Here is a 25865-nt window from a genome sequence, read left to right as displayed (position 1 = left end):
TCCGATAAAACGCGGGATCAGGCCGCCTGTCGCCGCTTCAGGGCAGATACCAGTTCGGCCTCCGGACGGGAAATTCCGCAAGTATTCATAAGATCGTCGATATCCGCGCCAAGATCAACCAGTCGCGCGGCTTCGTCGTAGGAAATTCGCAACGGATCATTCTGCCGCATTTCTTCCAGAGTGTTTTTGAGCTCATGAATCTGCCGCTCACAGGCTACCAGGCGCTGCCCCACGCCGAGGCTGCCACTGGTCGTGGCATGCAGTTCACGGCCAAGGGTATCGCAACGCTGCTTGACAGAAGCCTGTAAGGCCCGGATACGCCGGCCATGGATAACACCCTGAACCAGAACCAGAGTGATGGCTGCAGCGGTCAGGCCCCAGGGGAGCCAGGAGGGAATGGTGAAACTCATAATGGACGTCTCCGTTGTTGGTGACCCCGGGAGACGTCCATCACTGCGCTGTGAAAAGCCGGTTACAGCGACGCGATTTCAGCCCACTCGTGGTCTGACAGCATCTTGTCGAATTCGACGAGAATGATCAGCTCGCCGTTCTTGTTGCACACGCCCTGGATGAACTTGGCACTTTCCTCGTTCCCCACGTTCGGTGCAGTTTCAATTTCACTGGCCTTGAGATAGACCACCTCTGCCACAGAATCCACCAGAATGCCCATCACCTGGCTGGACGACTCCATGACCACAATCCGGGTGGCATCGGTCACTTCCGCGTCCGCCAACCCGAACCGGCGACGAGTATCGATGACCGTAACCACGTTACCCCGCAGGTTGATGATCCCCAGCACATAATCCGGGGCTCCGGGAACCGGCGCGATTTCCGTGTAACGCAGCACTTCCTGGATCTGCATCACGTTGATGCCATAGGTTTCGTCATCCAGGCGGAAAGTCACGTACTGCAGTACCTGATCGTCCTGGGCCTGATTTTGCTGTCCGCTCGGGGATGCCATAGCACTCTCTCCTTCTCGGCTGCCCGGCGGGCAACCTGATCGTCAAAAATTCATCATCAGTGCCCAATACTATAGTTAAGGGCACAAACCGTGCCAGCCTCACACGGTTTCATTGAGTAACGGACCTGTTTAACTCAGATCCAGATGGTGTTCACGCTCTGCCCGCACCAGCAGATGCGCCATGGTGCGCACATCGATCAACGCACACATGTGGTCAACCACGGTGCCCGCCAGCCAGGGGCGCTTGCTGCGCGCTGTGCGCCAGCGCACTTCATCCGGCCGCAGCGTGAAAGACTGGGCCACATCGTCACAGGCCAGCCCCCACTCACTGTCATCCAGCCGGATCACAAACCGATAATTGTCCCGGGCACCAGCCGGTACCCGGCCAGCCATAATCCACTCGGCGGTGTCCACAACCCGCAGGTTGTGGTCCCGATCCGGCCGTATCCCCATGTACCACCGGGGACTGCCAGGAATTGGCCGGATCTCTTCTTCAATACGATGGATGGCGCCCAACAGAACCAGCGGCACCGCCAACTGCAGCCCGGCCACCGTAAAAATCAGGCACTCGAACGGCTCTTCCGACCAGTCCGGGCGCGCCGGTGGCACCTCGCCATCGTTGCCCGGGGCCGTTGCTGGCGCCGCTGTCTGAACCGGATCCGGCGCTTTCTGTTCCACCACAGGTGCCTGAACGACCGGGCGAGGACGGGTTCTGGTGACAGGCTTTGCTTCGGTTTTTACCGGCTTCGGCAGTTCCGGTTCCGGTTGCGCCACTTCCGGCTCCGGCTCAGGCTTTACCTGCTCTTCCTGAAGCGCTGTGCTGGTGGCGGTGTGCAGCAATTCATCCAGATAACTTGCAATGGCCGCTTCCGGCGCCGCCAGCGGTATCATTTTTCTGTCAGCCATGCTGACGCTCCTTCACCGAACCCGTTCGCTTCAGGAGGTCGTCCAACAAATGATCATAAGCCCGGACACCGTGGGTTTCTGCGTCCAGTTGCGACGGAATAACCCCGGCCTGGCTGGCATCCCGGAATTTGGTATCAACCGGTACGGCGAACCGCCAGAGGGTATCCTGATAGGTCTTGCGCAACAGATTAAGGCTCTTGACCGAAGCCTGGGTCCGGCGATCATACAGCGTGGGCACAATCATGTACGGCAATTCGTTCTTCTGGGAGCGCATGATCATCTGCAGGGTGTGCAGCATTCGCTCCAGGCCCTTGATGGCCAGAAACTCGGTCTGTACCGGAATCACCAGGTACTGGGCAGCGGCCAGTGCATTCACCATGAGCACACCCAGCGACGGCGTGTTGTCGAGAATCACGTAGTCAAAATCATCCCACAACTGGGCCAGGGCACGGGAGACAATCAGCCCCATACCCTCAACGCCAATCATCCGACGCTCCAGGGTGGCCAGTGCAGTACTGGCAGGCAGCAGCGACAGCCCGGGGCAACCGGTATCGGTGATCAGTTGCGCCGGCAGGCCTTCAGGGACCTTGCCCTGATGCTGAAACAGGTCAAACACGCTGTGGGCGATAGTATCCGGGTCATAACCAAACCAGCTGGTCAGCGACCCGTGCGGATCCAGATCAACCACCAGCACACGCTTGCCCCGTTGGGCCAGCAATCCGCCCAGCACGACCACAGAGGTTGTCTTCCCCACTCCACCTTTTTGATTGGCTACAGCCCAGATACGCACGTTTTGTTCTCCGGTAACGGCTCAGCCTGGCGCCATGCGCCGGCCTCTGTTCAACTTATCGGCAAGGATACGGGTAACTTGAAAGCCGAATCGATGGTTTTGCGGCAACCCCTTGCCGATTCGGACAATGAACAACAGGTAATACAGGAAGTGTGCCAGCTCAGCCATAGGCATCTGCCACCGGCAGGTAATCAGCGCACCGCACCCCGGATGCTGGCATCCCGGGAGATCAGCAGAACCACCCTTCGGTTACGACGCCGCCCCTCCTCGGTGTCGTTCCGGGCCACGGGCTGATATTGGCCATACCCCACAGCCGCCAGGCGCTCCGGCTCAATGCCTTCCATCATCAACATCCGGGCCACCGCCGCTGCACGGGCAGTGGACAACTCCCAGTTGGACGGGAAGCGGCTGGTACGGATAGGCTGATTGTCAGTAAAGCCTTCCACCTTGACCGCGTTGTCGCGGTTGCGCAGTACACTTGCGATCTTTTCGATGACTTCAAAGGCGTCGTAATGGGGCTCAGCGTCACCACTGCCAAAGAGCATGCTGTTCGGCAGATTGAGCTCAATCCACTCGCTGCTGGTTTCCAGGCTCACAACCCCCTGATTGATCAGCTCGTCGAATTCCATGGCAAGCTGATTGGCCATGGTTCGCAAAGCCTCGATGCGGCCCTCGGCATCCAGTTCGGGATTACGGGGCGCCTCAGTAACCGGCGGCGGAATGACATCTTCATGCTGTTGTTGCGGCGCCCGGACCGGCTGGTCGCCCACGGTAACGGGCTGCAATGAGCGTTGGGGCGCGTTGAAGACACCGGTGAAGGTCTCAGACAGCACCTTGTATTTGCCCTCATTCACCGAAGACACCGAGTACATCACGACGAAAAAGGCAAACAGAAGCGTGATGAAATCCGCATAGGAAATCAGCCAGCGTTCCTTGTTGTGGAGATCATCCTGGGGTGGTCTGCGACGGCGCATAGGAAGCCCTGGCCCGGAATTACTGCAGGAAGCCCCGCAGTCTCAATTCGATGGATTTCGGGTTTTCGCCCTCGGCAATGGCGATAATGCCATCGATCATCATGTCCTCATAACGGGTGCGTTCCTTGATGATGCCCCGCAATTTATTGGCCACCGGAAAGAACAACAGGTTGGCCAGGGCAACGCCGTAGATGGTCGCCACAAAGGCCGTGGCGATGCCGCCCCCCAGTGATTGGGGATCTTCCAGATTGGTCATGACCTGAATCAGGCCCATCACCGCGCCAATAATACCGATCGTGGGGGAATACCCACCCATGGCCTCATAGACCCTGGCCGACTCCAGATCGCGCTGCTCCCGGGTTTCCAGATCCACTTCCATGATACTGCGAATGGACTCGGGCTCTGCACCATCAACCAGCAACTGCAGCCCTTTCCGGGCAAACGGCTCGGGCTCTCTCTCCGCAAGCCCTTCCAGGCCCAGCAGGCCCTGTTTGCGGGCTTTGACGCTCCAGTCGATGACCTTGCCAATGCCATCTTCCAGCGAGATGTAGGGCGGAATAAACACCCAGCGAACCTGACCGAAGGCACGCTTGAGCATCGGCCAGGAGGTTTGCAGGATGGTCGCCGCCAGAGTTCCGCCCACCACGATCAACCCGGCCGGGCCGTTGAACAGCGAACTGACAGCGCCTCCTTCCAGCAGATTGCCACCCAGGATGGCCACGAACGCCAGGATGATTCCGAGCAGGCTCAGAATATCCATCAGCTCACACCTTCAACCAGCCGCGCGCCAATATCCTCCAGCGCCAGAATCTCGTCGCTCAGTCCGGCTTTGGCCACAGCCATCGGCATGCCATAGATGACGGAGGATTTCTCATCCTGGGACCAGATCACGGAACCGGACTGCTTCATCATCCTGCAGCCTTCCTTTCCGTCGGAACCCATACCAGTGAGGATCAGACCCAGGGTTTTGCCTGGGAAGCTCCTGGCCAGAGAGCCGAAGGTAACATCCACACAGGGTTTGTAATTCAAGCGGTCATCGCCCGGAAGAATCCGCACTTTTGCCTGCCCGCCGCGACTTTCAATCATCATCTGCTTGCCACCGGGCGCCAGCAGGGCCAACCCCGGACGAAGCACGTCGCCGTCCTCGGCCTGGCGCACCTCAATGCGACACAACTTGTTGAGCCGCTCGGCAAAGGCCGGAGTGAAGCTGGCGGGCATGTGCTGAACTAATACGATGGGCGCGGGAAACGAAGCCGGTAACGCCGTGAGCACCTTTTGCAGCGCAACGGGGCCACCGGTGGAAGTGCCGATGGCGACCACACTGTAGTGCCTGGCGGCCGTTTTTCTGGCGGGTTTACGAACCGGCTCGGAGGTCGCAGGGTCTTTACGGGGTTCCGTCGTTACCGGGCGGTGCAGGCGCGAACCGGCGCGCTCGACAGGTTCACGGCGAGGTTCCGCAGCCGGTGCCGCCGGCCTCGGGGCCACAGGCGCCGATCGGGCACCCGGGCGGCTACCGGCCACATCCAGAATACGCTGGATAAGGATTTTCTGAAGTTGACTGGTGTCCCTGGCAATTTCCTCGAAGTTCTTGGGCAGGAAATCCACTGCCCCGGCTTCCAGGGCATCCAGGGTAACGCGGGCACCTTCATAGGTCAGGGACGAGAACATCAAAACCGGGGTGGGATGTTTGCGCATGATCTCGCGCACGGCAGAGATGCCGTCCATCACCGGCATCTCGTAATCCATGGTGATCACATCGGGGCGCAGTTTTTCTGCCAGCTCGACACCTTCCCGCCCGTTGGTGGCGGCGCCTACCACTTTAATCTGGCCCGAGGCCGTCAGGATTTCCGTCAGCCGTTTGCGAAAAAAGCCCGAATCATCCACGACCAGGACAGAAACTGTCATCCATTTCTCCTACACAATCCCGGAAATTCCTGCTCAGCCGTAGTGCTGCAGGAGGCTCGGCACATCAATAATCAGGGCGATACGGCCATCACCGGTGATGGTGGCGCCGGCCATTCCTGGCGTCCCTTGCAGGGCCCGGCCCAAAGGTTTGATCACCACCTCTTCCTGGCCAATCAGCTGATCAACGACAAAGCCGACCTGTTTGGTGCCCATGGCCACAATCACCACGTGCGCATTCTCCGGCTCGGCCTGACCTGCCGCACCGTGCACCAGCCAGCGCTTGATATGGAACAATGGGAACACTTTGTCCCGCACGACAATGCACTCTTTGCCGTCGACAATATTGGTCTTGGTCAGGTCCAGGTGGAAAATCTCCACCACACTCACCAGCGGCAGCGCGAAAGACTGGTCACCGAGCATGATCATCAGCGTTGGCATAATGGCCAGGGTCAGCGGCACCTTGATGATAATGCTGGTGCCCTTGCCCTGCTCGGACATGATATTGATCTGTCCATTGAGCTGGCCGATCTTGGTTTTCACCACATCCATGCCGACCCCCCGACCAGAGACATCGGAAATCTGGTCCTTGGTGGAGAAACCGGCCGCAAAAATCAGATTGAAGCATTCGTTATCGGTAAGGCGGTCTGCCGCATCCTGATCGTACAGGCCCTTCTCGACCGCCTTGCGGCGCAGGACATCAGGATTCATACCGGCGCCGTCGTCGACAATGGACAGCAGAATATGGTCGCCTTCCTGCTCCGCCGACAGAGTCACGGTTCCAGCGCGAGGTTTGCCGGCCTTTTCCCGTACGTCCGGTGCCTCGACACCATGATCCACGGAATTTCTCACCAGGTGCACCAGGGGATCGGCCAGAGCTTCAACCAGGTTTTTATCCAGGTCGGTTTCCTCACCGTGCATGACCAGATTCACTTCTTTCTTCAGACTGCGGGCCAGGTCGCGCACCACTCTGGGGAAACGGCCGAAAACTTTCTTGATCGGCTGCATCCGTGTTTGCATGACGGCAGCCTGCAGATCCGTGGTCACCACATCGAGATTGGCCACTGCCTTGTGCATGTGTTCGTCTTCGCTTTCGGAACCCAGACGCTGCAGGCGGTTACGCACCAGCACCAGTTCGCCCACCATGTTCATGATGTCGTCCAGGCGCTTGGTATCAACCCGAACCGTGGTTTCGCCCGCTGGTGCGGCCTCACGGGCAGGCGCGGGCGCAGGGGCCGGTTTGGCAGCGGCCTTGCTCTCGGCTTTGGCTTCCGCTTTCTTTGGTTCCGGGGCTGGTTCGGCCTTGCTTGATGGAGCCGGCGACGGCTTGGGCTCACCCGCGACAGCCCCCGCGCTCGGGCCTGCCCCCTTGCCATGCAGTTCGTCCAGCAGGTTCTCGAACTCGTCGTCGGAAATCAGATCGGCGTCGCCGGCTGATTTTTCTGAGCCACCGCTGGTATCAGTATCTGCCTTGGTTGTTTCATCTTCCGCAGGCGCGCCGGCAAACTGGCCCTTGCCGTGGAGTTGATCCAGCAGGGCCTCAAATTCATCGTCGGTAATCTCATCACTGTCGGAGCCGCCGGCGGGTTCTGCCGGAGTGCTCACCTGCTCGTTGCCGACCGGTTTCTGGCCATCGGATTTTTCATCCGCCAACGCATCCAGCAGCTGCTCGAACTCTTCGTCAGTGATATCGCCCTGGTCCCCTTGCTGCCCGACATCCGCAGACGACGGCTCCTGTGCCGGGGTTGGCGCTTCCACCGCCGGTGCATCCTCGGACTCGGGTTTGGCGAGTGCATCCAGAGCTTCAATCAGTTCGTCCTGCGCGGGCGTCGGTTCTTCCCGGTTGCGGACTTCTTCGAACATGGCATTAACGTTGTCCAGCGCCTCCAGCACCACGTCCATCAGGTCCGGTGTTACCTTGCGCTTGTGATTCCGGAGAATATCAAACACGTTCTCCGCAGAGTGGCAGCAATTAACCAGTGCCTCCAGTTGAAGAAAGCCTGCGCCCCCTTTCACGGTATGGAAGCCACGAAAAATGGCGTTCAGCAGATCGCTGTCATCGGGATGCTGCTCCAGATCCACCAGCTGCTCCGACAACTTTTCGAGTATCTCGCCGGCTTCTACCAGGAAGTCCTGCAGGATCTCTTCATCAGCATCTAACGCCATGCGTCACCCTCTTTATTATCAGAATCCGAGACTGGACAGCAGATCGTCCACATCGTCCTGTCCCGAAACTACATCTTCCCGCTCATCGGCCTTGATCTGGGGGCCTACACCTTTTTCGGCCGATTCTTCTTTTTCTTCAATCTGATGCACTGTACCGGTCAGTTGATCTACGTGGCTGGCCATCACCACCAGACCAAGAAGGTTGTCTTCCACCTCTTTCACCAACGCGGTGACCTTCTGGATGACCTGACCGGTAAGGTCCTGAAAATCCTGAGCCAGAAGGATTTCCGACAGGTTCTGGTACAGACTGTCGGAGTCCGTCGTCAGGCCAGCGAAGAACTTGTCGATGCGACCGTAAAGCTCCCGAAATTCCGCAGGCTCCATTTCACGACGGCGCAGACGCTGCCACTCATCCCGCAGGGCAACCGCTTCATCCCGCATGGCGTGAGCCACCGGCATGCTTTCCTCAACCAGATCCATGGTGCGGTTCGCCGCCTGGCTGGTCATCTGAACCACATAGGCCAGACGGTCAGAAGCGTCGCTCATCTTCGACAGGACTTCTTTCTGCTCGGCATTACGCGGGTCTATCTGGAAGTTCCGGATTGCCTCATGGAGGCTGCGGGTCAGTCGCCCCACTTCCCGATACAGACTCTGATCGCGAACCTCGCTCAGTTCATTGATCAGGGTCATCGCCTTGGCATAATTCCCGGCGTTTACATTCTCGGCCAGGTCGGAGGCCTGCTTTTGAAGCTTCTCCGCCACCTCCGGATCAAGGCCCTGATGGTTCTGTTTGGTATCACTCATGGCGAGCCATCCGACCTCTGGTTACTGGATTCGTTCGAAGATTTTCTCGATCTTTTCCTTCAGCACGGCTGCCGTGAAAGGCTTGACCACATACCCGTTCACCCCGGCCTGAGCCGCAGCCACGATCTGGTCCCGCTTGGCCTCCGCCGTTACCATCAGAACCGGCAGGTTCTTCAGATTTTCATCAGCACGGACAGCCTTCAGAAGGTCAAAGCCCGACATGCCGGGCATGTTCCAGTCAGTCACCAGGAAGTCATACTTGCCGCTTCGGAGCATGGGCAACGCGGTGTTGCCATCGTCTGCTTCATCCGTATTGGTGAAGCCGAGATCTCGCAGCAGGTTTTTGATGATGCGTCGCATTGTGGAGAAGTCATCCACAATGAGAATTTTCATGTTCTTGTCCAATGGGACCTCCAGTCAGTAACACCCGGAATTCATTCAGCCTTTTGGAAGTCTAGCAGGCTGCTACCTTAAGCGCTTATTGTGTGGTGTTTGCGCACGTTGTAAAGCATCGTTTACCAAAAGCTACACAGCTTGCTGAAAGCGAAACACAGCACCTGGCCGATCAGTCGTTGTCACCATCCCGCCACTCGGCCAACCGGCTGCGAAGTCTCAACGCCGCCTGGCTGTGAATCTGGCTTACCCGGCTCTCACTGACCCCAAGCACCGCACCGATTTCCTTGAGGTTGAGCTCCTCCTGGTAATACAGGCTCAATACCAGTTTTTCACGCTCAGGCAACTGCTCAATGGCGTCTGCCAGACTGCGCTGGAAAGCGCCTGAAGCAATACCGTCCAGCGGATTATCACTCGCTTCTGCTTCTTCTATCGGCAGCTCGCCGGATTCATTGAGCTCATCAAGACTAAAAAGTCTACCGCTGTTCGCGTCGGCAAGTGAGGCATGATACTCGTCCAGACCAATGCCAAGCTCTTCAGCTACTTCGGCATCCTGGGCCTCGCGCCCGGTACGATCTTCCACTTGTTTGATAGCACTGGCGATTCGCCGGGCGTTGCGATGCACTGAGCGGGGCACCCAGTCGCCCTTGCGGATCTCATCCACCATGGCACCGCGGATGCGAATCCCTGCGTAGGTTTCAAAGGTGGCACCTTTGCCGGAAGAATAGCGCTGCGCGGCCTCCAGCAGGCCAATCATACCGGCCTGCATAAGGTCTTCCAGCTGCACTGATGGCGGCAGCCGGGCCATGAGATGAAGGGCGATTTTCTTGACCAGCGGCGCATGCTCTTCAATCAGGGCTGAAGGGCTCCTGGCGCCGGCCTGATGGTAAATTCCCAGATGTTTCGCCAATGTCATGTATCCGGTTTTCTTGTAGGACTGGATTCAGATCAGACTTCGACGAGCCGCTCCACGAAGAATTCGAGATGCCCCCTGGGAGAGGACGGCAAAGGCCAACTGTCCACTTTTTCGGCCAGAGCCCGGATAGCCAGCGAGGCTTTCGCCCTCGGATAGGCATCCAACACCGCTTTCTGCCTCTGAACGGCTTTCTTGACGGCCTCGTCGTAAGGCACGATACCTACATATTGTAGTGCCACATCCAGAAAACGCTCGGTGACCCGGGTCAGTTTTTCAAACAGATGGCGGCCTTCCTGCTCATTGCGGACCTGGTTTGCCAGGATACGGAAGCGGTTGGTGCCATAATCCCGGTTCATCAGCTTGATCAACGCGTACGCATCGGTAATGGAAGTAGGTTCGTCGCAGACCACCAGCAGAAGTTCCTGCGAGGCCCTGAGGAAGCTGACCACCGATTCAGAAATACCTGCGGCGGTATCCACAATCAGAACGTCAATCTGGTCGCCCAGCTCACTGAAAGCGTTGATCAGGCCGGCATGTTCCATGGCGCTGAGCTGGGTCATACGCTGGGTGCCGGAGGAAGCCGGTACAATCTTGATACCACCAGGGCCATTCACCAGCACGTCTTTCAGATCACAATCGCCGCTGAGTACGTCTTGAAGATTTCGATTGGCGGTAATGCCGAGCAACACATCGATGTTGGCGAGCCCGAGATCCGCGTCCAGCAAGACAACCCGGCGCCCCTTCTGGGCCAGGGCGATACCGAGATTGACCGAAACATTGCTCTTGCCGACACCGCCCTTGCCGCCGGAAACCGCAATCACCTGAACCGGATGTGGTCTGCTCATACTGTTATCAGTCTCTTACTACGTTCTTGTACGGGCACGCGTGCCGGTGTTTTATTCTGGTCGCCAACGAGGCTCAGGCACCTTCGGCGACTGTCTGTGCGCTCTGCACGGCCTTAAGCCGTTCTACGCCCAGGCGCACTAACGGAATGGCCTCCGCCCTCTGGAGATCTTCCGGTATCTTCTGGCCATCGGTGTACCAGGCCACCGGTAAGCTGGTCTCCATAACGAACCCGAGCGCTTCGCCCAGGGTCAGGGCCTCATCAATCTTGGTCATGATGCAGCCTGCAAGGTTTGCCATCTTATAGCAATGCCACACGGATTTCATGATACGAGGCTGACTGGTGGCGGAGACCACCAGATGTGTACGGATATTGTGATCGCTGCGAGCCAACTCCGCCAGTTGTTCCTGGTAACCGCGGTCGGCACTGGTCAGGCCGGCAGTGTCAATCAGCACCAGGTGTCGATCCGATAACTCATCAAGAATGTCATCCAGGGAATGGCTCTCATCCACCACACGCACGGGCACATTCAGGATGCGGCCGAACACGAAGAGCTGCTCATGAGCGGCCACACGATAGCGGTCGGTGGTCACCAGGGCCAACGAATCCGGACCATGCTCAAGGACGTAGCGGGCCGCCAGCTTGCCAATGGTGGTGGTTTTGCCAGACCCGGTTGGCCCGACCAGGGCATAGATACCGCCGGCATCAAGCCAGTCTTCGCGACCGGTACGAACGCCGGTCGCCAGCATTTTCAGTGACTGCTTCCAGCCGTCCTCCAGACGCCCGGCCCGGTGCCGACGGGACAGAGAGCCGGCCAGCTCCGCGCCCAAACCGAACTCCTGCAGGCGCTCGGCCAATCGTTGCTGAACTGCGCTGTTGCCGGTCGGCGTGGCAGTTGCAGCCTTACCACTGACCAGATCACGCAGAGAGCTGATTTCGGCACGCATACTGGCCAGTTCATCGGCATAGCCACCGGCGCCGGATTCGCTACCCGCAAACGGCTTTGCCACTGTTACATCACTGGGACGTGACGCCGGAAAATCGGCCGCCTCGAAAGACAAGGACGACGCCGCGCCACCTGAGGCGCCACTTCCTGCGCGCTTTTCCCGAACCTCACGAATGCGACTGCGGGACCGGTTCAGCTCATCTTCCAGCCGACGATGCTGCTCGGCCTGCATCTCTGCCAGCCGGGAGCCGTTGGTGGCTTCAACCGCCCTATCGCCAAGACGCTGACGCGCCATGTTTTCGTCGTAGTCGAGTGCCGTCACGATCTCAACACCACCATCAACCCGGCGGTTAGACAGAATAACGGCATCCGGCCCCATTTCGTGGCTTACCTGCTTCAGGGCCTCAGCCATGGACTGCGCAAAAAACCGTTTTACTTTCATGCTGTTTCATCCTCCCACCGGCAAGCACTCTGGCTCCCCGCGATGCTCCGTCGGTTTATTGACCCACAGAAGCGACTATCGTGATCTGTTTGTTATCCGGGATTTCCTGGTAAGAGAGCACATGCAAACGCTCTACCCCGTAGCTGGCAAACTTCGCCAGTACTGGCCGCAAGGGCCCCGAAACCAGCAGGATGGCGGGCTTGCCGAGCATTTCCTGGCGCTGCACGCTGTCCTGAAGGGATCGTTGCAGCTTTTCCACCATGTTGGGCTCAAGCACCAGACCAATGTCATCCTGACCGCCGGATTGTTGACTCTGCTGAACAGACTTCAGCAATAACTGTTCCAGGTCTGGATCCAACGTGATAACAGGGATTTCGGCGTCGTTGCCACAAATACTCTGAACAATCATCCGGCGCAGCGCCTGGCGGGCTACCGTGGTCAGTACTTTCGGGTCCTGACTCTTTGGATGCACGTTCACGATGGCCTCGGCAATGGAGCGCATATCCCGCACCGGCACTTCTTCTTTCAACAGGTTCTGCAACACTTTCAAGAGGATGCTGATGGAAATGGTGGTCGGCACCAGTTCCTCCGCCAGCTTGGGCGAAATCTTCTCCAACTGGTCCAGCCACTTCTGGGCTTCTTCGTGGCCAATCAGCTCATGAGCGTGTTTCTGCAGGATCTGATTGAGGTGCGTCGCCACCACGGTACTCGCATCAACCACGGTGTACCCCAGGGTCTGGGCCTGATCTTTCCTGTCGGACTCAATCCAGATGGCGTCCAGGCCGAAGGCCGGGTCCTTGCCGGCAATGCCTTCAACTTTGCCAAACACCTGCCCCGGATCAATGGCCAGCTCCCGCTCCGGATGAATCTCCGCCTCGGCAATGGTCACGCCCATCAGGGTAATCCGGTAGACGTTCGGCATAAGATCCAGATTGTCGCGAATGTGCACCGAGGGCATGAGGAAGCCCAGATCCTGCGAAAGCTTCTTACGAACCCCCTTGATCCGACTGAGCAATTGTCCACCCTGGGATTTGTCTACCAACGGAATCAGGCGGTAGCCTACCTCCAGCCCGACAATGTCCACCGTGGCCACGTCATCCCATCCGAGCTCGCGGGTTTCTCCCGGCGCCGGCAGTGCCTGCCCCTCGCCACCCGGACGATCCGGAGAGATTTCCGCACCCTGCCGGGCCGCACCACCAGCCATGCCGCCACGGCCAACAAAACCACCTTCATCCTCAACCGTTTGCTGCTGTTTCTTCCAGATAAACCAGGCTGCGCCAGCGGCCAGCAATCCAAGGCCGAGAAACGCGATGTGGGGCATCCCTGGAATCAGGCCAAGCAGAATCAGGATACCGGCCGCAATGCCCAACGCTTTGGGAGCGCTGAACATCTGCTGAATGATCTGGCCACCCATGTCCTGGCTGGACGTTACCCGGGTAACCATGATGGCGGCAGACGTGGAGAGCAACAACGAGGGAATCTGGGCAACCAGACCATCACCGATGGTCAGCAACGCATAGCGCTCCATTGCCAGACCAAAATCCAACCCGTGCTGCATCATGCCGATAGCCACACCACCAACGATGTTGATGGCCAGAATCAGCAAACCGGCAACAGCATCGCCTTTCACGAACTTCGAGGCACCGTCCATGGAACCGTAAAAATCGGCTTCCTGGGCGATTTCCGAACGGCGATGCTTGGCCTCGTCCTGATTGATCAGCCCGGCATTCAGATCGGCATCAATCGCCATCTGCTTGCCAGGCATGGCATCCAGAGTGAAGCGGGCACTGACCTCAGACACCCGGCCGGCACCTTTGGTGACAACCAGAAAGTTGATGATCATAAGGATGGCGAAAACCACCAGACCAACAGCGTAGTTTCCCCCAATCAGGACTTCACCAAAGGACTCGATGACCTTACCGGCAGCATCGCCGCCCTCATGGCCGTTCAGCAATACAATCCGGGTGGACGCCACGTTCAGGCCCAGGCGCAACAGGGTGGCCACCAGCAATACCGTGGGGAAGGAGGCAAATTCCATCGGCCGCATGGCGTACACGCAGACCAGCAGAATGACGATGGACAGAGTGATGTTGAAGGTGAAGAACACATCCAGCAGGAACGCCGGCATGGGCAGAATCATCATGCCAAGCAGCCCCATCAGCATCAGGGGGATGCCGAGGTTCCCCCGCGTCAGGGATTTGACGTTGTTAAGGACTAGAGCTCTGTCCATGCCGGGTCTGTCTCCACGTATCTGTGCCTGCGGGCATTTTCCGGGTCGAAAATCTGACACCAGGGGTCGCTTTCCGGGTGGTATCGCAAGAACCGTACCAGCCCTTGCAAAATTTGACGGCTGAGCACCGTTCAACGCCTGACGCAGCGGCCCAGATACGGTATCCTTTCGCCATTTGCACTATCCCGATTCAAGCCAGAAACCCGAACACACAGGTGACCCCATGCCGATCCACGAAGTGAAGCACCCTCTGATCCGCCACAAGCTCGGCCTCATGCGCCGCGCCGACATCAGTACCAAAAACTTCCGAGAGCTGGCACAGGAAGTTGGCGCGCTGCTGACTTACGAGGCCACCAAAGACTTCAATCTTCAGGAAAAAACCATTGAGGGCTGGGCAGGCCCGGTCTCCGTGGAGCAGATCCACGGCAAGAAGGTAACCATCGTGCCCATCCTCCGTGCCGGTCTGGGCATGCTGGACGGTGTCCTGAGCCTGATTCCGGTGGCCCGGGTGAGCGTGGTTGGCCAGATCCGCAACGAAGACACCCTTGAAGCGGAAACCTACCTGGAAAAACTGGTAGGCGAGCTGGATCAGCGCATGGCCCTGATCATCGATCCGATGCTGGCTACCGGCGGCTCAATGATTTCCACCATCGATTTGCTCAAAAAGGCCGGTAGCACCGAAATCCGGGCTCTGGTTCTGGTGGCTGCGCCGGAGGGCGTGGAAAAGGTTCTGGAAAAACACCCGGACGTGTCCATCTACACCGCATCGGTGGATGAGCGCCTGAACGAGAAAGGCTACATTCTGCCGGGCCTGGGTGATGCCGGCGACAAGATCTTCGGCACCAAGCAGAAGGACGTCTGAGCATGCAGGACCATAACAACGATCCGGTCTGGAAACAGGCTATTGCCGGTTCCCAGATGCTGCTGGTGGCTTTTGGCGCCCTGGTACTGATGCCACTGATTACCGGCCTGGACCCGAACGTCGCGCTGTTCACTGCCGGCCTGGGCACTCTTATCTTTCACATTGTGACCGGTGGCCAGATCCCGATTTTCCTGGCTTCATCGTTCGCGTTCATCGCGCCCGTGCTGGCCTCCAAAGGCCGCTTTGGCCTGGAAGAAACCCTCGGTGGCCTGATGGCCGCAGGCATTCTATATATCATTCTGTCCGGGGCGATTCGCCTGCGTGGCACCGGCTTCATTACCCGGCTGCTGCCTCCGGTGGTGATTGCACCGGTCATCATGACCATCGGCCTGGGGTTGGCTCCGGTAGCAGTGTTTATGGCTACAGGCAAAACCGGTGACGGCCAGACTCAGCTGGTGCCCTACAACACTGCCATATGGATTGCCATGATCTCTCTGGCCGTGACCATCATCATGTCGGTCTGGGCCAAGGGCATTTTCCGACTGATCCCGATCATGTTCGGTGTCCTCGTGGGTTACCTTCTCTCTGCCATTATGGGCATTGTTGACACAACGCCGATCCAACAGGCTGAGTGGCTGGCAATGCCAAACTTCGTAGCACCGGCGTTCAGCTGGGGCGCTATCCTGTTCATGATTCCGGTCGCCATCGCACCAGCCATCGAACACATCGGCGACGTTCTGGCCATCGGTAACGTTACCCGCAAGAACTATCTGGAAAAACCGGGCTTGCACCGTACCCTGCTGGGTGATGGTCTGGCCACCAGCGCTGCCTCGCTGCTTGGCGGTCCTCCCAACACCACGTATTCCGAGGTAACCGGTGCGGTGATGCTGACCAAGAACTTCAACCCGAAAGTTATGTGGTGGGCGGCGGTGGTTGCCATTGTTCTGGCGTTTGTCGGCAAGTTCGGCGCCGCGTTGCAGACCATTCCGGTACCGGTTATGGGCGGCATCCTCTGCCTGCTGTTCGGTTCAATCGCCGTTGTGGGCCTGAATACCCTGATCCGACATCAGGTGGATCTGTCCCAGTCCCGTAATCTGGTGATCGTAGGCGTGACCCTGGTCTTTGGTATCGGCAACATGGCGCTGGGCCAACTGGAAGGCATCGCCCTGTGCGCAGTGGTTGCCATCATCCTTAACCTGATCCTGCCGGGCGAACGGGAAGCCTGGGGCAAGCGGATTCACGAGCACGAATCCAGCTGACCCCGCGGAAAGCAATATCCTGCCTCTATTCCGATCCCCGGAATAGAGGGCTTCAGATATCGCGCCGCATATCGGGCGGAATCGGGAAGTCCGGCATGCCGGGCTTCGGCCCACGGCCCTTGCGGAACTGACGCAGCTGGAAGACGTAGGCCAGCACCTGAGCAATGGCCATGTACAGGCCGTCCGGAATCTCTTCACCAATATCGGTATTGTGATACACCGCCCGTGTCAGTGGCGGTGTTCGCAGGACCTCGACCTTGTTCTCCCTGGCAATTTCCATAATCTTGAAGGCCACCTCGTCTGCCCCCTTGGCCACCACCACTGGCGCGCCCATGGTTTTCTGATCGTACTTCAAGGCCACGGCATAGTGGGTCGGGTTAGTAATCACCACATCGGCCTTGGGAACGTCCTGCATCATCCGGCGCTGGGCCATCTCCCGCTGGAGCTGGCGAATCTTGCCTTTGACCTCCGGCTTGCCCTCGGTGTCCTTGTACTCGTCCTTGACCTCCTGCTTGGTCATACGGAGCTTTTTCTGGTGATCGTAGATCTGGAAGGGTACATCGATGGCGGCAATGGCAATGGTGGCGCAGGACAGGAAGAAGAAACTCCAGCCCAACGTCCACAGTACATGCTCTATGGCCGGAACGGTGGGCTCTTCGGCGATGGCGAGCAGATCTTCTGTACGCAGGTTAAGAATCAGGATGGCGACTGCCATCACCAGCCCCACCTTGGCAATGGCCTTGACCAGCTCGATCAGGGAGCGCATGGAGAACATTCGCCCCAGGCCTTTGATCGGATCCATGCGGTTGAATTTCGGTGCGATGGCCTTGGCACTGAACAGCAGACCGCCGATGCCAATGGAGCCGGCAATGGCGGCAATCAGCAACATTACCAGTATCGGTGACAGCGCCCAGGCGGCCTCTTTGGCCGCCAGTATCAGTTGCACACTCATTTGCCGGGTATCAAAAATCGCTGAGCGCTCGATTACGAAGGAGTCGCGCATGATGGACTCAATAGATGCGCCAAGCGACGTACCAAAAATCAGAAGCCCGCCAGCGCCGGCCAGCAATACCGCCATGGTGGCCAGTTCCTTGGAACGGGCCGTCTGACCTTCCTCCTTGGCCTTTTCCAGGCGTCGGGGGGTAGGCTCTTCGGTTTTTTCCTGACTGTTGTCGTTCTCTTCGGCCATGGTCAGGGTTGCCCTTGCAGAGCGCGCATGAAATCAAAGGTTTCCCGCGTGTACTGGTCAAAGTGCGGCAGGAAGTTGGCGTGTAACACCCAGATAGCAAACAATCCAAAAATCAGGCCAATCGGAAAGCCGAGGGCGAAGATGTTCATCTGCGGTGCTGCGCGTGTCATCACACCGAAAGAGATGTTCACAATCAGAACCGCAGTCACCGCCGGCAATGCCAGCAACATGGCGGAGGCAAACATCCAGGAAATGCGATGGGCCAGCGCCCACACACCATCCTGCCCCAGCCCCTCCAGGCCAATAGGCAAGGTATAAAAACTTTCGATGAACACCTCGAAGGCCACCAGATGGCCATTCATCACCAGAAACAGCAAAGTAATGGTGATGGTGTAGATCTGAGCCAGCACTGGCACGTTAACACCATTGGCGGGGTCTACCATGGAGGCAAAGCCCAGGCCCATCTGCATGGCAATCATCTGCCCGGCGATCACAAACAACTGCCAGAGTGCAGTCAGCGCGAAGCCCAGGCCAATACCAATCAGGATCTGCTGCAGGGTGATGACGACCGCGTCGGCACTGAGCGCTTCCACCTGGGGAACGGGAGGAATCATGGGCACAATCAGGATGGTCATCAGCAGCGCCAGTCCCAGCCGAACACGGGCGGGCACCAACTGAGTACCGAAGATGGGGATGACCATGAGGAAACTGGCCAGCCGGAATAATGGCCAGATATGCTGCCCCACCCACTGGCCAATCAGATCTGCGCTGAACTCCGCCGGCAGCATGGGCTCAGCCGATCAGATAGGGAATGCGGGAGATCAGCCCGTTGGCATGGTCCAGCAAGGTGGTCAGCATCCAGGGCCCGGCGGCAATGATCACGATCAGTGTGATCAGAAGGCGAGGCAGGAAACTGAGGGTCTGTTCGTTGATCTGGGTGGCAGCCTGGAAGGTACTGACCACAAGACCAATCGCCAGCCCCGGCCCGATGATGACGGCAGACAGCAAAACAATCAGCCAGAGCGCTTCTCGCAGTATGTCGATAACCGTTTCCGGAGTCATGATACCTCCTAGATCCCGTAACTGGCGGCCAGGGTTCCCATGATCAGGGCCCAGCCATCCACCAGCACAAACAGCATGATTTTAAACGGCAGCGAAATGATAATGGGTGACAGCATCATCATACCCATGGCCATCAGAACACTGGCCACCACCATGTCGATGATCAGGAATGGTATAAACAGAATAAACCCGATCTGGAACGCCGTCTTCAGTTCACTGGTGACAAACGCCGGCATCAGAATCCAGAAAGACACGTCCTGAGGTGTTTCATACTGAACATCGGCAATCCTCATGAACAGCGCCAGGTCGTCTTCTCGAGTCTGCTCCAGCATAAACTTCCGAAACGGCTGGCTGGCCAGTTCCACCGCCTCCAGTGAAGTCACCTCTTCCTGCAGGTATGGTTGCAGGCCCACCCGGTTCGCCTCTTCCAGCACCGGCTTCATGATAAAAATGCTCAGAAACAGCGCCAGCCCCAGCAAGATCTGGTTGGAGGGTGTGGCCTGTAGCCCCAGAGCCTGACGAAGAATCGCAAAGACCACGATGATCCGGGTAAACGAGGTCATCATCATCAGCATGGCCGGCAGGAAAGTCAGCGCGGTCATCAGCGCCAGGATCTGCAGGGTTACCGAGTACTCCTCGGTGCCGTTCTCGCCGGGCTCAACCGTAAATGCCGGAATGCCGGGCAGATCAGCCTGGGCCAGGGCGGGAAGGAAAAGGCCGGCAATCAGGGTAAGCCAGGGAAAACCGCGTTTGAGAATGGCCACCACCATGACGTTAGTCTTTCCTCTCTGGCGCTGACCAGGATTTGCCAATCATGGACTGCAGCTTGCGGGCGAAGTCACTGGAGCCGGCATTGCCGGCATCCACCACCGGCTGATCAAATACATGCAGGGTCCTGATCGTGCTGGGAGTAATACCAAGCAGAATCTGCTGCTGCCCCACTTCCACCAGCGCAATACGTTCCCTGGCACCGATAGCCAGCACAGACACCACCTTGATGGCGTTGTTGTTCATACCGGTCATGCCGCCCATCCGACGGATCAGCCAGGCACAACCATAAATGATGGCCACCACCGCCAGCAGGCCCGCTCCCAGGCTCAGTATCGTCGCCACAGTATCCGGGGCACGCCCACCAGAGGTGGCGATTTCGCCCGCCGCTGCCGTTTCCTCGGCCAACAGCGGCAGCGGAGCCCACAACAGCAACCAGCCCGTCAGTCTTGCCATATTATTTCTGCAGCCGTTTGATTCGCTCACCCGGACTGATCACGTCCGTCAACCGGATACCAAACTTCTCATTGACCATGACCACCTCACCGTGGGCGATCAGGGTGCCATTAACCAGCACGTCCAGAGGCTCGCCCGCCAGTCGGTCGAGTTCAATCACTGAGCCCTGGTTCAGCTGAAGCAGGTTTCGTATCGGAATCTGGGTGTTCCCCACTTCCATGGAAATGGTAACCGGAATATCCAAAATTACGTCAATGTCAGGAGACTCACCGCCACCAGGGCCCTGGTCCGCACCAAACTCTTCCATGGGAGCGGTGCGCACATCCTGGCGTTCGGCTTCAGGCTGGTCGTCGCCACCTTCAGCCTCGGCCATGGCCGCTGCCCACTCATCTTCCCGGGAGCCTTCTCCATCGCCGGACTCGTCCATTGCCGCTTCCCACTCGGCCGCCAGCTTTTCGTCTTCGCTGAGTTCCTGCTCGTCTTTCTTGTCGTCGTCAGCCATTGCGTCCCACCTTCAGTTGTTTCTTTACCTTGGGCAACTTGGCCCGGTCGTGAATCCTCAGCGCCAGCTTACCGTCGCGGGTGCCCAGCGTTGCCTTGTAGATTGGAATACCATTGGCGGTCACCGTCAGGTGCTCGGGAATCTCTACCGGAATCACATCGCCAGCTTTCATCCGGGCAATGTCACGCAGAGAGATGCGGCGCCGGCAGACGGTGGTATTGATGGGCACATTGACCTCTTTGATGTCCTCCTGCAAGGCGTTTACCCAGCGTTCGTCGACATCATCAATATCACTCTGCACACCCGCATCCAGCACATCGCGGATTGGCTCGATCATGGAATACGGCAGTGCGAAATGAAGTTCGCCGCCCCCCCCATCGAGTTCAATATGGAAGGTGCTGACCACGACCACTTCGCTCGGGCTGACGATGTTGGCCATGGCCGGGTTGACTTCCGAGCTGAGGTATTCGAATTCCACCTGCAAGACTGCGTGCCAGGCTTCTTTCATATCGTGGAAGACCTGATTCAGTACCATTTGCACAATTCGGGTTTCGGTCGGTGTGAATTCCCGACCCTCGATCTTGGCATGGCGGCCCTCACCACCGAAGAAGTTGTCCACCAGTTTGAACACCAGCTTGGCGTCCAGCACGAACAGGGATGTACCGCGTAACGGGCGAACCTTGCACAGGTTAAGGCTGGTGGGTACGTACAGGGTATGGATGTACTCACCGAACTTCATGATCTGGACGCCGCCGGTGGAGACATCGGCATTGCGGCGCAGCAGGTTGAACAGACTGATACGGGTATAGCGGGCAAAACGCTCGTTGATCATCTCGAGCGTTGGCATGCGGCCACGGACGATCCGATCCTGGCTGGCGAGGTCGTAGTTCTTTACGCCGGTATCATCGGTCTCTTCATAGGTATCGATGTCACCATCATCCACCCCGTGGAGGAGGGCATCGATCTCGTCCTGTGACAGTAAATCCTGCATACCTGTTCCTGCCCCTAACTGTTGGTTATCCGTCCGGTATGATTACTGAACCACAAAATTCCGGAACAATACCCGGTCGATTGCCGGCTCCCCTTCCTGCTCCAGCACCTGGTTCACAGTCTGCAGCATGCTGTCGGCCAACGTCTGACGACCTTCCGGCGTTTGCAACTGCATGAAGTCGCTGCTGCCCAGCACCATCACCAGTTGGCTGCGGATAAGCGGCATATGAACATCAGCAGCGGCCAGTGCCGCAGGATCTTTGGCTTCGAATGACACATAGACCTGGGCATAGCGCTGGCGACCCTGCGCCTGAACGGTAGTCACCAGGGCTTTCTCAATTTCGGTATAACTGCTGGCGACAAACGCGGGCTCTGCCGAAGTTGTGGTTTCGGCGTCATCTGCGCCGGGCAATCCTCCGCCCAGGAACCAGAGTGTCCCGACCACGGAAAGACCCACCGCCAGGATAATGATGATCACCAGCATGATGATCAGTTTCAGCTTGCCTTTTTTGGCAGGCGCTTCGGTCGCAGTATTTTCGGCCATAACACTCGCTTGTCACTTTTTTGGCGTCCGGGAAGCTCCGAACAACCTTTCTCCGATGTGATGCAAAGGCCGGGCCAGACAGCCCATCCCCTGTTGTCAGAACCGCAGTTTAGCGTTGCCGGAGGGGATGGGCAAAGAAGTCGGAAAACAGCAGGCTGAATTGTTCAGAAATTATCCGGACTCAGGCAAAGACGTCCACTTCACCCCGCCAGCCCAGATCAAGCTGGCCGGTGCTCAACGACTCTGCATCAGCATCGTGGCTGGCCAGTGATGATCCACCAGAAGACCGACCATCGCCCTCACCGGCCTCACCACTCTCGCCACCGGCCTGCTGACCGCCCTGGTCAGAGACATCAAACTGCCCCAGGGACAACCCCTGTTCACCCAGCATGTCGCGGAGCCGGTGGGAGTGCTGTTCGAGCTGCTCCCTCACCACCGGGTTGGCCGCATGCACGGTGACGCTGGCCTGATCGTTGTGGACTTTCACCTTGACTTCCATTGGCCCCATATCCGGAGGCGTGAGGTGTATTTCGGCAACCGACATATTGCGGGCGGTCAGCCAACTGAGCTTGCCCATGACCTTGTCGCCCCACTCCGCCTGTCCAACCGGCACATCCACCGAGGTGGTGTAGCCCCGGAGCGGAATGTTGGCGTCCGCAGCCAGTTTTCCGGGCTGTGCTGCCTGCTGCGCTGCGGTTTCCATTACACTCTGGAATCTCGGATTGGAGAGCAGACTGGTCGGATCAACGGGGCGGGCGCTCTCAGCGCTCGTCGCACCGGCAAACAGGTCGGTTAGCTGCATGCCCGGAGCCAGAGCGGTGCTGCCTCCCCCGGCAGTTGTTTGCCCTGGCAGGCCCTTGATCAGTCCGGAAGTGGCCTGAGTTCCTGTGAGCGTCATATTTGAAGCCATGCTCCCAGGCCCGCCCGTACCGGATTGGTTGGCGGCTGCAGGATACAGCGACTGAAGATTGGCGAATGTCAGGGGCATCAGCGGTTCGGCAACGACCAGGGCATCGTCTGCCTCAGTGTCGCCGGTATCGCTGGTGTCACTGGCAGAGGAAGGACGAGCCGGTGAATCGGAGTCCGCTACCTGCTTCTGGTCAGTGGGCGTATCGTTTTTTTCTGACCGGGTACTGGAGGCTTCGGCTTTCTCATCAGCCCGGTCGGCTGCCTTGCGTTCCTTCGCGGCATCTGCCTGATCCCGACGTTCGGCGCGCTTGGCATCCATCCGCTTCTGCTCGGCCCTGGACAGCTCGTCAAAACGACTGTCACCGGCCTCCGGGTCCTTCCGGCCCTGCGATTTCGCTGCACCGACCTCTGGCTGACTCGTTTTCGCCGGTGCCTGGGGAAGTATGGTCTGTTGCATGGCAACCTCTTGCCGCTTTAGATCTCAGGTAGCCCCTGTTCGGAGCGTTTTCCTGAAAACTGCAAAAGCGGTGCCAAACCTCAGCGCGGGGTGACGGTCAGACCTCCTGGCCAAAATTTTGCAATCGCTGGGCCACTTCCGAAAACTCGGCCTCAATCCGCTCAAGCACTGCAGGAGCCTGTTCCAGAGTCGCGTCCTTGCCCAGCTGCTCGGCCTCAAAACACAGCCCCCCCAGTCTGGGAGCACCGATATTGATGCAACTACCCTTGAAGCTATGCGCCGTCTTGGCGAAGTGCTCCGGATCGGCCGTTGCCAGTGCCTCTTTCAGGCCATCAATGCGTGAACGGGAGTCTGCCAGGTAGGTCTGGATCAGGACATCAAACTCGTCTTCCATCACATCCTGCAGTTCGGCCAGTGCCTCCACGTCAAGATGGGGTTTGTCGTTCATTCGCTATCCTCGCTTGTCGGCACTCAGGCGCCACTCGTTATGGCCGCGTCGGGAAACCACCAATCATAGACGATTTCCACGCGATTGCCCCGGCCGTGAACCTTCAGATTTCGTGTCATTCGCCGGAGGATCTCCAGCCCCCGGCCCGCGTATCGACCGGTCGAAGCCGCCTGCTGGTGCGTCACTGTGTCAGAATATTCCGTGAAATCAAAACCATCACCACTGTCTTCACAGACAACGGTGAGGGTACCTCCACCCTCCCTGGGCTGATGCTCCAGAGAAAACCGGATGAAATGCCCATCGGTGTTACCCAGTCTGCGTGTTCGCTCCTGGTAATAACGACTGAAACCGCCCGGTGACGTTTTCCACTCTGAGGACAAGGCCAGCACACCGTGTTCAAGGGCATTGTTGTAGAGTTCCGACAACAGCGTGTAGACCTCGCCGCTTCGGCTCCTCAGACCGGGCACTTCCATACAGATATGCAGTAAAAGCGGCAGTGGGTTGAAGTCTGCCAGGGTCTGTTCCCGCAGCTCATAGACGCAGTGCCAGTCCGCCGGCCCGGTCAGCGCCGATTCCGGAATCTTGTCCGGCATTGCCTCGGGCGCCTCCGCCCGGACCATTTGCAGACAACACAGTGTCAGGTCATCGGCCAGCTCTGGCTTTCCGGTATGCTGTTGCATTCTCGCCAGCAGGGCCTCGAAGGGCTCCTGCCCTGTTTCCAGCCCTGCCAGCACGCTCAGGACACCTTCCTCGCCCAGACTTTCACCCGCACTGTTGGGTGCCTCGGGGAGCCCGTCGGTCATCATCACCAACCAGTCGCCCGGTGCAGCATCCAGCACCGTCATGGATGCCGAGAACTGATCCGGCTCCTGTACTCCCAGCGGCAGGTGCCGGGACGGAATGGCGACACGGTAGCCCCCGGCACGCAACAGCCAGCCATCCGGCAAGCCACCGTTCCAGACACGCAGACTGTTGTGTTTGAAATCCGCCTCAATCATCAGGCCGCAGCAAAACATGCCAACTGGCAGTATTCGTCGAAGCTTGCGGTTGATTTCCCGGAGAACATCCGGGGCTCCGAAACCTTTGGCCGCCATCCCATAGAAGATTTCCGCCACGGGCATGGCACCAATGGCGGCTGGCAATCCGTGCCCGGTGAAATCACCGAGGAACACCAGGGTGCCCCCGCCGGGGCGCTGAGCCGCAAACAGGACATCACCGTTGAAGACCGACAGGGGTGAGGCATGGTGGCGAATATTAGGTGCATCCAGGCAACCGGTGTGGGCAATATTGTCGAACACCCGCCGTGCCGTGCGTTGCTCGTCCAGCATCTGCTGGTTCTGGCGCCGAATCTGGTCACGCTGGTCCGACAATGCCTGGTGCAGGGCCCGCATACGATTAAACGCGTTGATCTTCGCCTCGAGAATCACCCGATTGTAGGGTTTCACGAGAAAATCGTCGCCGCCAGCCTCAAGACATCGGGCCAGATCTCCGGCCCCGGACAGGGAAGTGAGAAAGATGAGCGGCACCAGGCGCTCACCCGCCAGCACCTTGATTTGGCGGGCGGCTTCCATTCCGTCCATCCGGGGCATCAGGGCGTCCAGCAACACCAGATCCGGCTGGGATTCCCGGAACAGTTCCACCGCCTCGGTACCGTCTTCGGCCTCAATCACGGTATGGCCCAGGCGGCTTACCAGCCGCGCCAGAATCAACCGGTCGCTGGCACTGTCCTCGGCAAGAAGTACCTTCAAGGGAATCGCCTCAGCGAATGCTGAACAACTGCTCGAAGTTGGAAATGGAGAGTATGCGCCGGACATCGCTGTTGCAGTTCTCGATAGAGATGCGGGCGCCATCGCCGCCAGCGTGATCCCTTAACAGAAGCAACATGCCCAGAGCCGAGCTGTCGAGGTAGGTGGTGTCTGAAAGATCAATGACGTAGTGGCTGACGGTGGGTTCGCTATGCTCGTAGGCATCCCGAAAGGATTGATGGGTACTGAAATCGAACCGACCCTCCACGCAGATCGTGAGGGTCTTGCCATCATCGCTCCGGCGTGTCTCTATAGGCATTCCTGAACCTCCCGGCACATTCCACCAATGACTTTCCTTTGCCGCCGGCCATTGATGGCAAGCTTATCTGGTAAAGGATAG

28 protein-coding genes are annotated in these 25865 nt (G+C 58.4%); 2 read left to right on the top strand and 26 right to left on the bottom strand.

The genetic code is table 11. The features are described from left to right. Positions 1 to 17: 17 nt before the first annotated feature. The 14 genes from OZ656_RS07965 to flhA form a co-directional block, all read right to left on the bottom strand. Positions 18 to 410 carry a DUF2802 domain-containing protein gene (locus tag OZ656_RS07965; protein WP_011785439.1) on the bottom strand — a complete coding sequence of 131 codons (393 nt, stop codon included), beginning with the start codon at positions 408 to 410 and terminating at the stop codon, positions 18 to 20. 62 nt (positions 411 to 472) lie between these two features. Next, entirely contained in the window at positions 473 to 961 is a 489-nt protein-coding gene (locus OZ656_RS07960) for a chemotaxis protein CheW (protein WP_011785440.1), read from the bottom strand. Between the two features lie 129 nt (positions 962 to 1090). Next, on the bottom strand, positions 1091 to 1867 hold the full coding sequence (locus OZ656_RS07955) for a chemotaxis protein CheW (RefSeq protein ID WP_278351315.1): 777 nt from the start codon (positions 1865 to 1867) through the stop codon (positions 1091 to 1093). Then, positions 1860 to 2657 (bottom strand): ParA family protein, encoded by a 798-nt coding sequence (locus OZ656_RS07950; protein WP_278351314.1) that lies wholly within the window; start codon positions 2655 to 2657, stop codon positions 1860 to 1862. The genes OZ656_RS07955 and OZ656_RS07950 overlap by 8 nt, the downstream gene beginning before the upstream one ends. Positions 2658 to 2848: 191 nt before the next feature. Further along, positions 2849 to 3631: a flagellar motor protein MotD gene (gene motD, locus OZ656_RS07945; RefSeq protein WP_222179982.1), complete on the bottom strand. Its 783-nt coding sequence runs from the start codon at positions 3629 to 3631 to the stop codon at positions 2849 to 2851. Positions 3632 to 3650: 19 nt separating this feature from the next. Then, positions 3651 to 4391 (bottom strand): flagellar motor protein, encoded by a 741-nt coding sequence (locus tag OZ656_RS07940; protein WP_011785444.1) that lies wholly within the window; start codon positions 4389 to 4391, stop codon positions 3651 to 3653. Next, positions 4391 to 5536, bottom strand: a complete 1146-nt coding sequence (locus OZ656_RS07935; protein ID WP_011785445.1) for a chemotaxis response regulator protein-glutamate methylesterase — start codon at positions 5534 to 5536, stop codon at positions 4391 to 4393. Before OZ656_RS07935 ends, OZ656_RS07940 begins: the two co-directional genes overlap by 1 nt. Positions 5537 to 5569: 33 nt before the next feature. Next, entirely contained in the window at positions 5570 to 7699 is a 2130-nt protein-coding gene (locus OZ656_RS07930; protein ID WP_278351313.1) for a chemotaxis protein CheA, read from the bottom strand. An 18-nt stretch (positions 7700 to 7717) separates the two neighbouring features. Further along, positions 7718 to 8503, bottom strand: a complete 786-nt coding sequence (locus OZ656_RS07925) for a protein phosphatase CheZ (protein ID WP_011785447.1) — start codon at positions 8501 to 8503, stop codon at positions 7718 to 7720. A 21-nt stretch (positions 8504 to 8524) separates the two neighbouring features. After that, positions 8525 to 8908 carry a chemotaxis response regulator CheY gene (cheY, locus tag OZ656_RS07920; protein WP_011785448.1) on the bottom strand — a complete coding sequence of 128 codons (384 nt, stop codon included), beginning with the start codon at positions 8906 to 8908 and terminating at the stop codon, positions 8525 to 8527. Positions 8909 to 9068: 160 nt separating this feature from the next. Continuing rightward, the gene (locus tag OZ656_RS07915; RefSeq protein WP_023010591.1) at positions 9069 to 9812 is read right to left on the bottom strand and encodes an RNA polymerase sigma factor FliA; all 744 of its coding nucleotides are present in this window, start codon (positions 9810 to 9812) and stop codon (positions 9069 to 9071) included. 32 nt (positions 9813 to 9844) lie between these two features. Then, a complete protein-coding gene (locus OZ656_RS07910) occupies positions 9845 to 10657 on the bottom strand; it encodes a MinD/ParA family protein (protein ID WP_011785450.1) in 813 nt (270 codons plus the stop codon). Between the two features lie 73 nt (positions 10658 to 10730). After that, positions 10731 to 12044, bottom strand: a complete 1314-nt coding sequence (flhF, locus tag OZ656_RS07905; RefSeq protein WP_153740452.1) for a flagellar biosynthesis protein FlhF — start codon at positions 12042 to 12044, stop codon at positions 10731 to 10733. Between the two features lie 55 nt (positions 12045 to 12099). Beyond that, entirely contained in the window at positions 12100 to 14274 is a 2175-nt protein-coding gene (flhA, locus tag OZ656_RS07900; RefSeq protein ID WP_036148968.1) for a flagellar biosynthesis protein FlhA, read from the bottom strand. 223 nt (positions 14275 to 14497) lie between these two features. Between flhA and upp the strand changes: the two genes are divergently transcribed. Continuing rightward, the gene (gene upp / locus OZ656_RS07895) at positions 14498 to 15136 is read left to right on the top strand and encodes a uracil phosphoribosyltransferase (RefSeq protein WP_011785453.1); all 639 of its coding nucleotides are present in this window, start codon (positions 14498 to 14500) and stop codon (positions 15134 to 15136) included. A gap of 2 nt (positions 15137 to 15138) precedes the next feature. Then, entirely contained in the window at positions 15139 to 16395 is a 1257-nt protein-coding gene (locus tag OZ656_RS07890) for a uracil-xanthine permease family protein (protein WP_011785454.1), read from the top strand. Between the two features lie 52 nt (positions 16396 to 16447). Here OZ656_RS07890 and flhB read toward each other — a convergent pair whose 3' ends face one another. The 12 genes from flhB to OZ656_RS07830 all read right to left on the bottom strand — a co-directional run bounded on the left by flhB (position 16448) and on the right by OZ656_RS07830 (position 25784). Continuing rightward, positions 16448 to 17584, bottom strand: a complete 1137-nt coding sequence (flhB, locus tag OZ656_RS07885; RefSeq protein WP_379945156.1) for a flagellar biosynthesis protein FlhB — start codon at positions 17582 to 17584, stop codon at positions 16448 to 16450. Positions 17585 to 17586: 2 nt separating this feature from the next. Beyond that, a complete protein-coding gene (fliR, locus tag OZ656_RS07880; protein WP_022991614.1) occupies positions 17587 to 18372 on the bottom strand; it encodes a flagellar biosynthetic protein FliR in 786 nt (261 codons plus the stop codon). A gap of 4 nt (positions 18373 to 18376) precedes the next feature. After that, positions 18377 to 18646, bottom strand: coding sequence for a flagellar biosynthesis protein FliQ (gene fliQ / locus OZ656_RS07875; protein ID WP_014421042.1), 270 nt, complete (start codon positions 18644 to 18646; stop codon positions 18377 to 18379). Positions 18647 to 18654: 8 nt separating this feature from the next. Continuing rightward, positions 18655 to 19416, bottom strand: a complete 762-nt coding sequence (gene fliP, locus OZ656_RS07870) for a flagellar type III secretion system pore protein FliP (RefSeq protein ID WP_379945155.1) — start codon at positions 19414 to 19416, stop codon at positions 18655 to 18657. A gap of 4 nt (positions 19417 to 19420) precedes the next feature. Then, entirely contained in the window at positions 19421 to 19870 is a 450-nt protein-coding gene (fliO, locus tag OZ656_RS07865; RefSeq protein WP_121206856.1) for a flagellar biosynthetic protein FliO, read from the bottom strand. A 1-nt stretch (position 19871) separates the two neighbouring features. Beyond that, on the bottom strand, positions 19872 to 20372 hold the full coding sequence (gene fliN, locus OZ656_RS07860; RefSeq protein ID WP_113878971.1) for a flagellar motor switch protein FliN: 501 nt from the start codon (positions 20370 to 20372) through the stop codon (positions 19872 to 19874). Next, on the bottom strand, positions 20365 to 21363 hold the full coding sequence (gene fliM / locus OZ656_RS07855) for a flagellar motor switch protein FliM (protein ID WP_011785461.1): 999 nt from the start codon (positions 21361 to 21363) through the stop codon (positions 20365 to 20367). Before fliM ends, fliN begins: the two co-directional genes overlap by 8 nt. 42 nt (positions 21364 to 21405) lie before the next feature. Then, positions 21406 to 21906 carry a flagellar basal body-associated protein FliL gene (gene fliL, locus OZ656_RS07850; protein ID WP_011785462.1) on the bottom strand — a complete coding sequence of 167 codons (501 nt, stop codon included), beginning with the start codon at positions 21904 to 21906 and terminating at the stop codon, positions 21406 to 21408. A 181-nt stretch (positions 21907 to 22087) separates the two neighbouring features. After that, complete coding sequence (locus tag OZ656_RS07845) at positions 22088 to 23272, bottom strand: flagellar hook-length control protein FliK (RefSeq protein WP_278351309.1); 1185 nt, start codon at positions 23270 to 23272, stop codon at positions 22088 to 22090. Between the two features lie 97 nt (positions 23273 to 23369). Continuing rightward, on the bottom strand, positions 23370 to 23720 hold the full coding sequence (locus OZ656_RS07840) for an Hpt domain-containing protein (RefSeq protein WP_153740455.1): 351 nt from the start codon (positions 23718 to 23720) through the stop codon (positions 23370 to 23372). A gap of 23 nt (positions 23721 to 23743) precedes the next feature. Further along, the gene (locus OZ656_RS07835) at positions 23744 to 25468 is read right to left on the bottom strand and encodes a fused response regulator/phosphatase (RefSeq protein ID WP_153740456.1); all 1725 of its coding nucleotides are present in this window, start codon (positions 25466 to 25468) and stop codon (positions 23744 to 23746) included. Between the two features lie 10 nt (positions 25469 to 25478). Beyond that, positions 25479 to 25784 (bottom strand): STAS domain-containing protein, encoded by a 306-nt coding sequence (locus OZ656_RS07830; protein ID WP_014421036.1) that lies wholly within the window; start codon positions 25782 to 25784, stop codon positions 25479 to 25481. Between the last annotated feature and the right edge of the window lie 81 nt (positions 25785 to 25865).

The organism is Marinobacter sp. LM1 (genome assembly GCF_042763285.1).
Lineage (GTDB): Bacteria > Pseudomonadota > Gammaproteobacteria > Pseudomonadales > Oleiphilaceae > Marinobacter > Marinobacter nauticus.
Note: the sequence above shows the minus strand (reverse complement) of the source record. Positions and strands in the feature narration are given on the sequence as shown.

Coding starts and splice junctions, on each gene's coding strand:
- OZ656_RS07965 (WP_011785439.1), bottom strand. CDS start 410: ATGAGTTTCACCATTCCCTCCTGGCTCCCCTGGGGCCTGACCGCTGCA.
- OZ656_RS07960 (WP_011785440.1), bottom strand. CDS start 961: ATGGCATCCCCGAGCGGACAGCAAAATCAGGCCCAGGACGATCAGGTA.
- OZ656_RS07955 (WP_278351315.1), bottom strand. CDS start 1,867: ATGGCTGACAGAAAAATGATACCGCTGGCGGCGCCGGAAGCGGCCATT.
- motD (WP_222179982.1), bottom strand. CDS start 3,631: ATGCGCCGTCGCAGACCACCCCAGGATGATCTCCACAACAAGGAACGC.
- OZ656_RS07940 (WP_011785444.1), bottom strand. CDS start 4,391: ATGGATATTCTGAGCCTGCTCGGAATCATCCTGGCGTTCGTGGCCATC.
- OZ656_RS07935 (WP_011785445.1), bottom strand. CDS start 5,536: ATGACAGTTTCTGTCCTGGTCGTGGATGATTCGGGCTTTTTTCGCAAA.
- OZ656_RS07930 (WP_278351313.1), bottom strand. CDS start 7,699: ATGGCGTTAGATGCTGATGAAGAGATCCTGCAGGACTTCCTGGTAGAA.
- OZ656_RS07925 (WP_011785447.1), bottom strand. CDS start 8,503: ATGAGTGATACCAAACAGAACCATCAGGGCCTTGATCCGGAGGTGGCG.
- OZ656_RS07915 (WP_023010591.1), bottom strand. CDS start 9,812: ATGACATTGGCGAAACATCTGGGAATTTACCATCAGGCCGGCGCCAGG.
- OZ656_RS07910 (WP_011785450.1), bottom strand. CDS start 10,657: ATGAGCAGACCACATCCGGTTCAGGTGATTGCGGTTTCCGGCGGCAAG.
- flhF (WP_153740452.1), bottom strand. CDS start 12,044: ATGAAAGTAAAACGGTTTTTTGCGCAGTCCATGGCTGAGGCCCTGAAG.
- flhA (WP_036148968.1), bottom strand. CDS start 14,274: ATGGACAGAGCTCTAGTCCTTAACAACGTCAAATCCCTGACGCGGGGG.
- upp (WP_011785453.1), top strand. CDS start 14,498: ATGCCGATCCACGAAGTGAAGCACCCTCTGATCCGCCACAAGCTCGGC.
- OZ656_RS07890 (WP_011785454.1), top strand. CDS start 15,139: ATGCAGGACCATAACAACGATCCGGTCTGGAAACAGGCTATTGCCGGT.
- flhB (WP_379945156.1), bottom strand. CDS start 17,584: ATGGCCGAAGAGAACGACAACAGTCAGGAAAAAACCGAAGAGCCTACC.
- fliR (WP_022991614.1), bottom strand. CDS start 18,372: ATGCTGCCGGCGGAGTTCAGCGCAGATCTGATTGGCCAGTGGGTGGGG.
- fliQ (WP_014421042.1), bottom strand. CDS start 18,646: ATGACTCCGGAAACGGTTATCGACATACTGCGAGAAGCGCTCTGGCTG.
- fliP (WP_379945155.1), bottom strand. CDS start 19,416: ATGGTGGTGGCCATTCTCAAACGCGGTTTTCCCTGGCTTACCCTGATT.
- fliO (WP_121206856.1), bottom strand. CDS start 19,870: ATGGCAAGACTGACGGGCTGGTTGCTGTTGTGGGCTCCGCTGCCGCTG.
- fliN (WP_113878971.1), bottom strand. CDS start 20,372: ATGGCTGACGACGACAAGAAAGACGAGCAGGAACTCAGCGAAGACGAA.
- fliM (WP_011785461.1), bottom strand. CDS start 21,363: ATGCAGGATTTACTGTCACAGGACGAGATCGATGCCCTCCTCCACGGG.
- fliL (WP_011785462.1), bottom strand. CDS start 21,906: ATGGCCGAAAATACTGCGACCGAAGCGCCTGCCAAAAAAGGCAAGCTG.
- OZ656_RS07845 (WP_278351309.1), bottom strand. CDS start 23,272: ATGCAACAGACCATACTTCCCCAGGCACCGGCGAAAACGAGTCAGCCA.
- OZ656_RS07840 (WP_153740455.1), bottom strand. CDS start 23,720: ATGAACGACAAACCCCATCTTGACGTGGAGGCACTGGCCGAACTGCAG.
- OZ656_RS07830 (WP_014421036.1), bottom strand. CDS start 25,784: ATGCCTATAGAGACACGCCGGAGCGATGATGGCAAGACCCTCACGATC.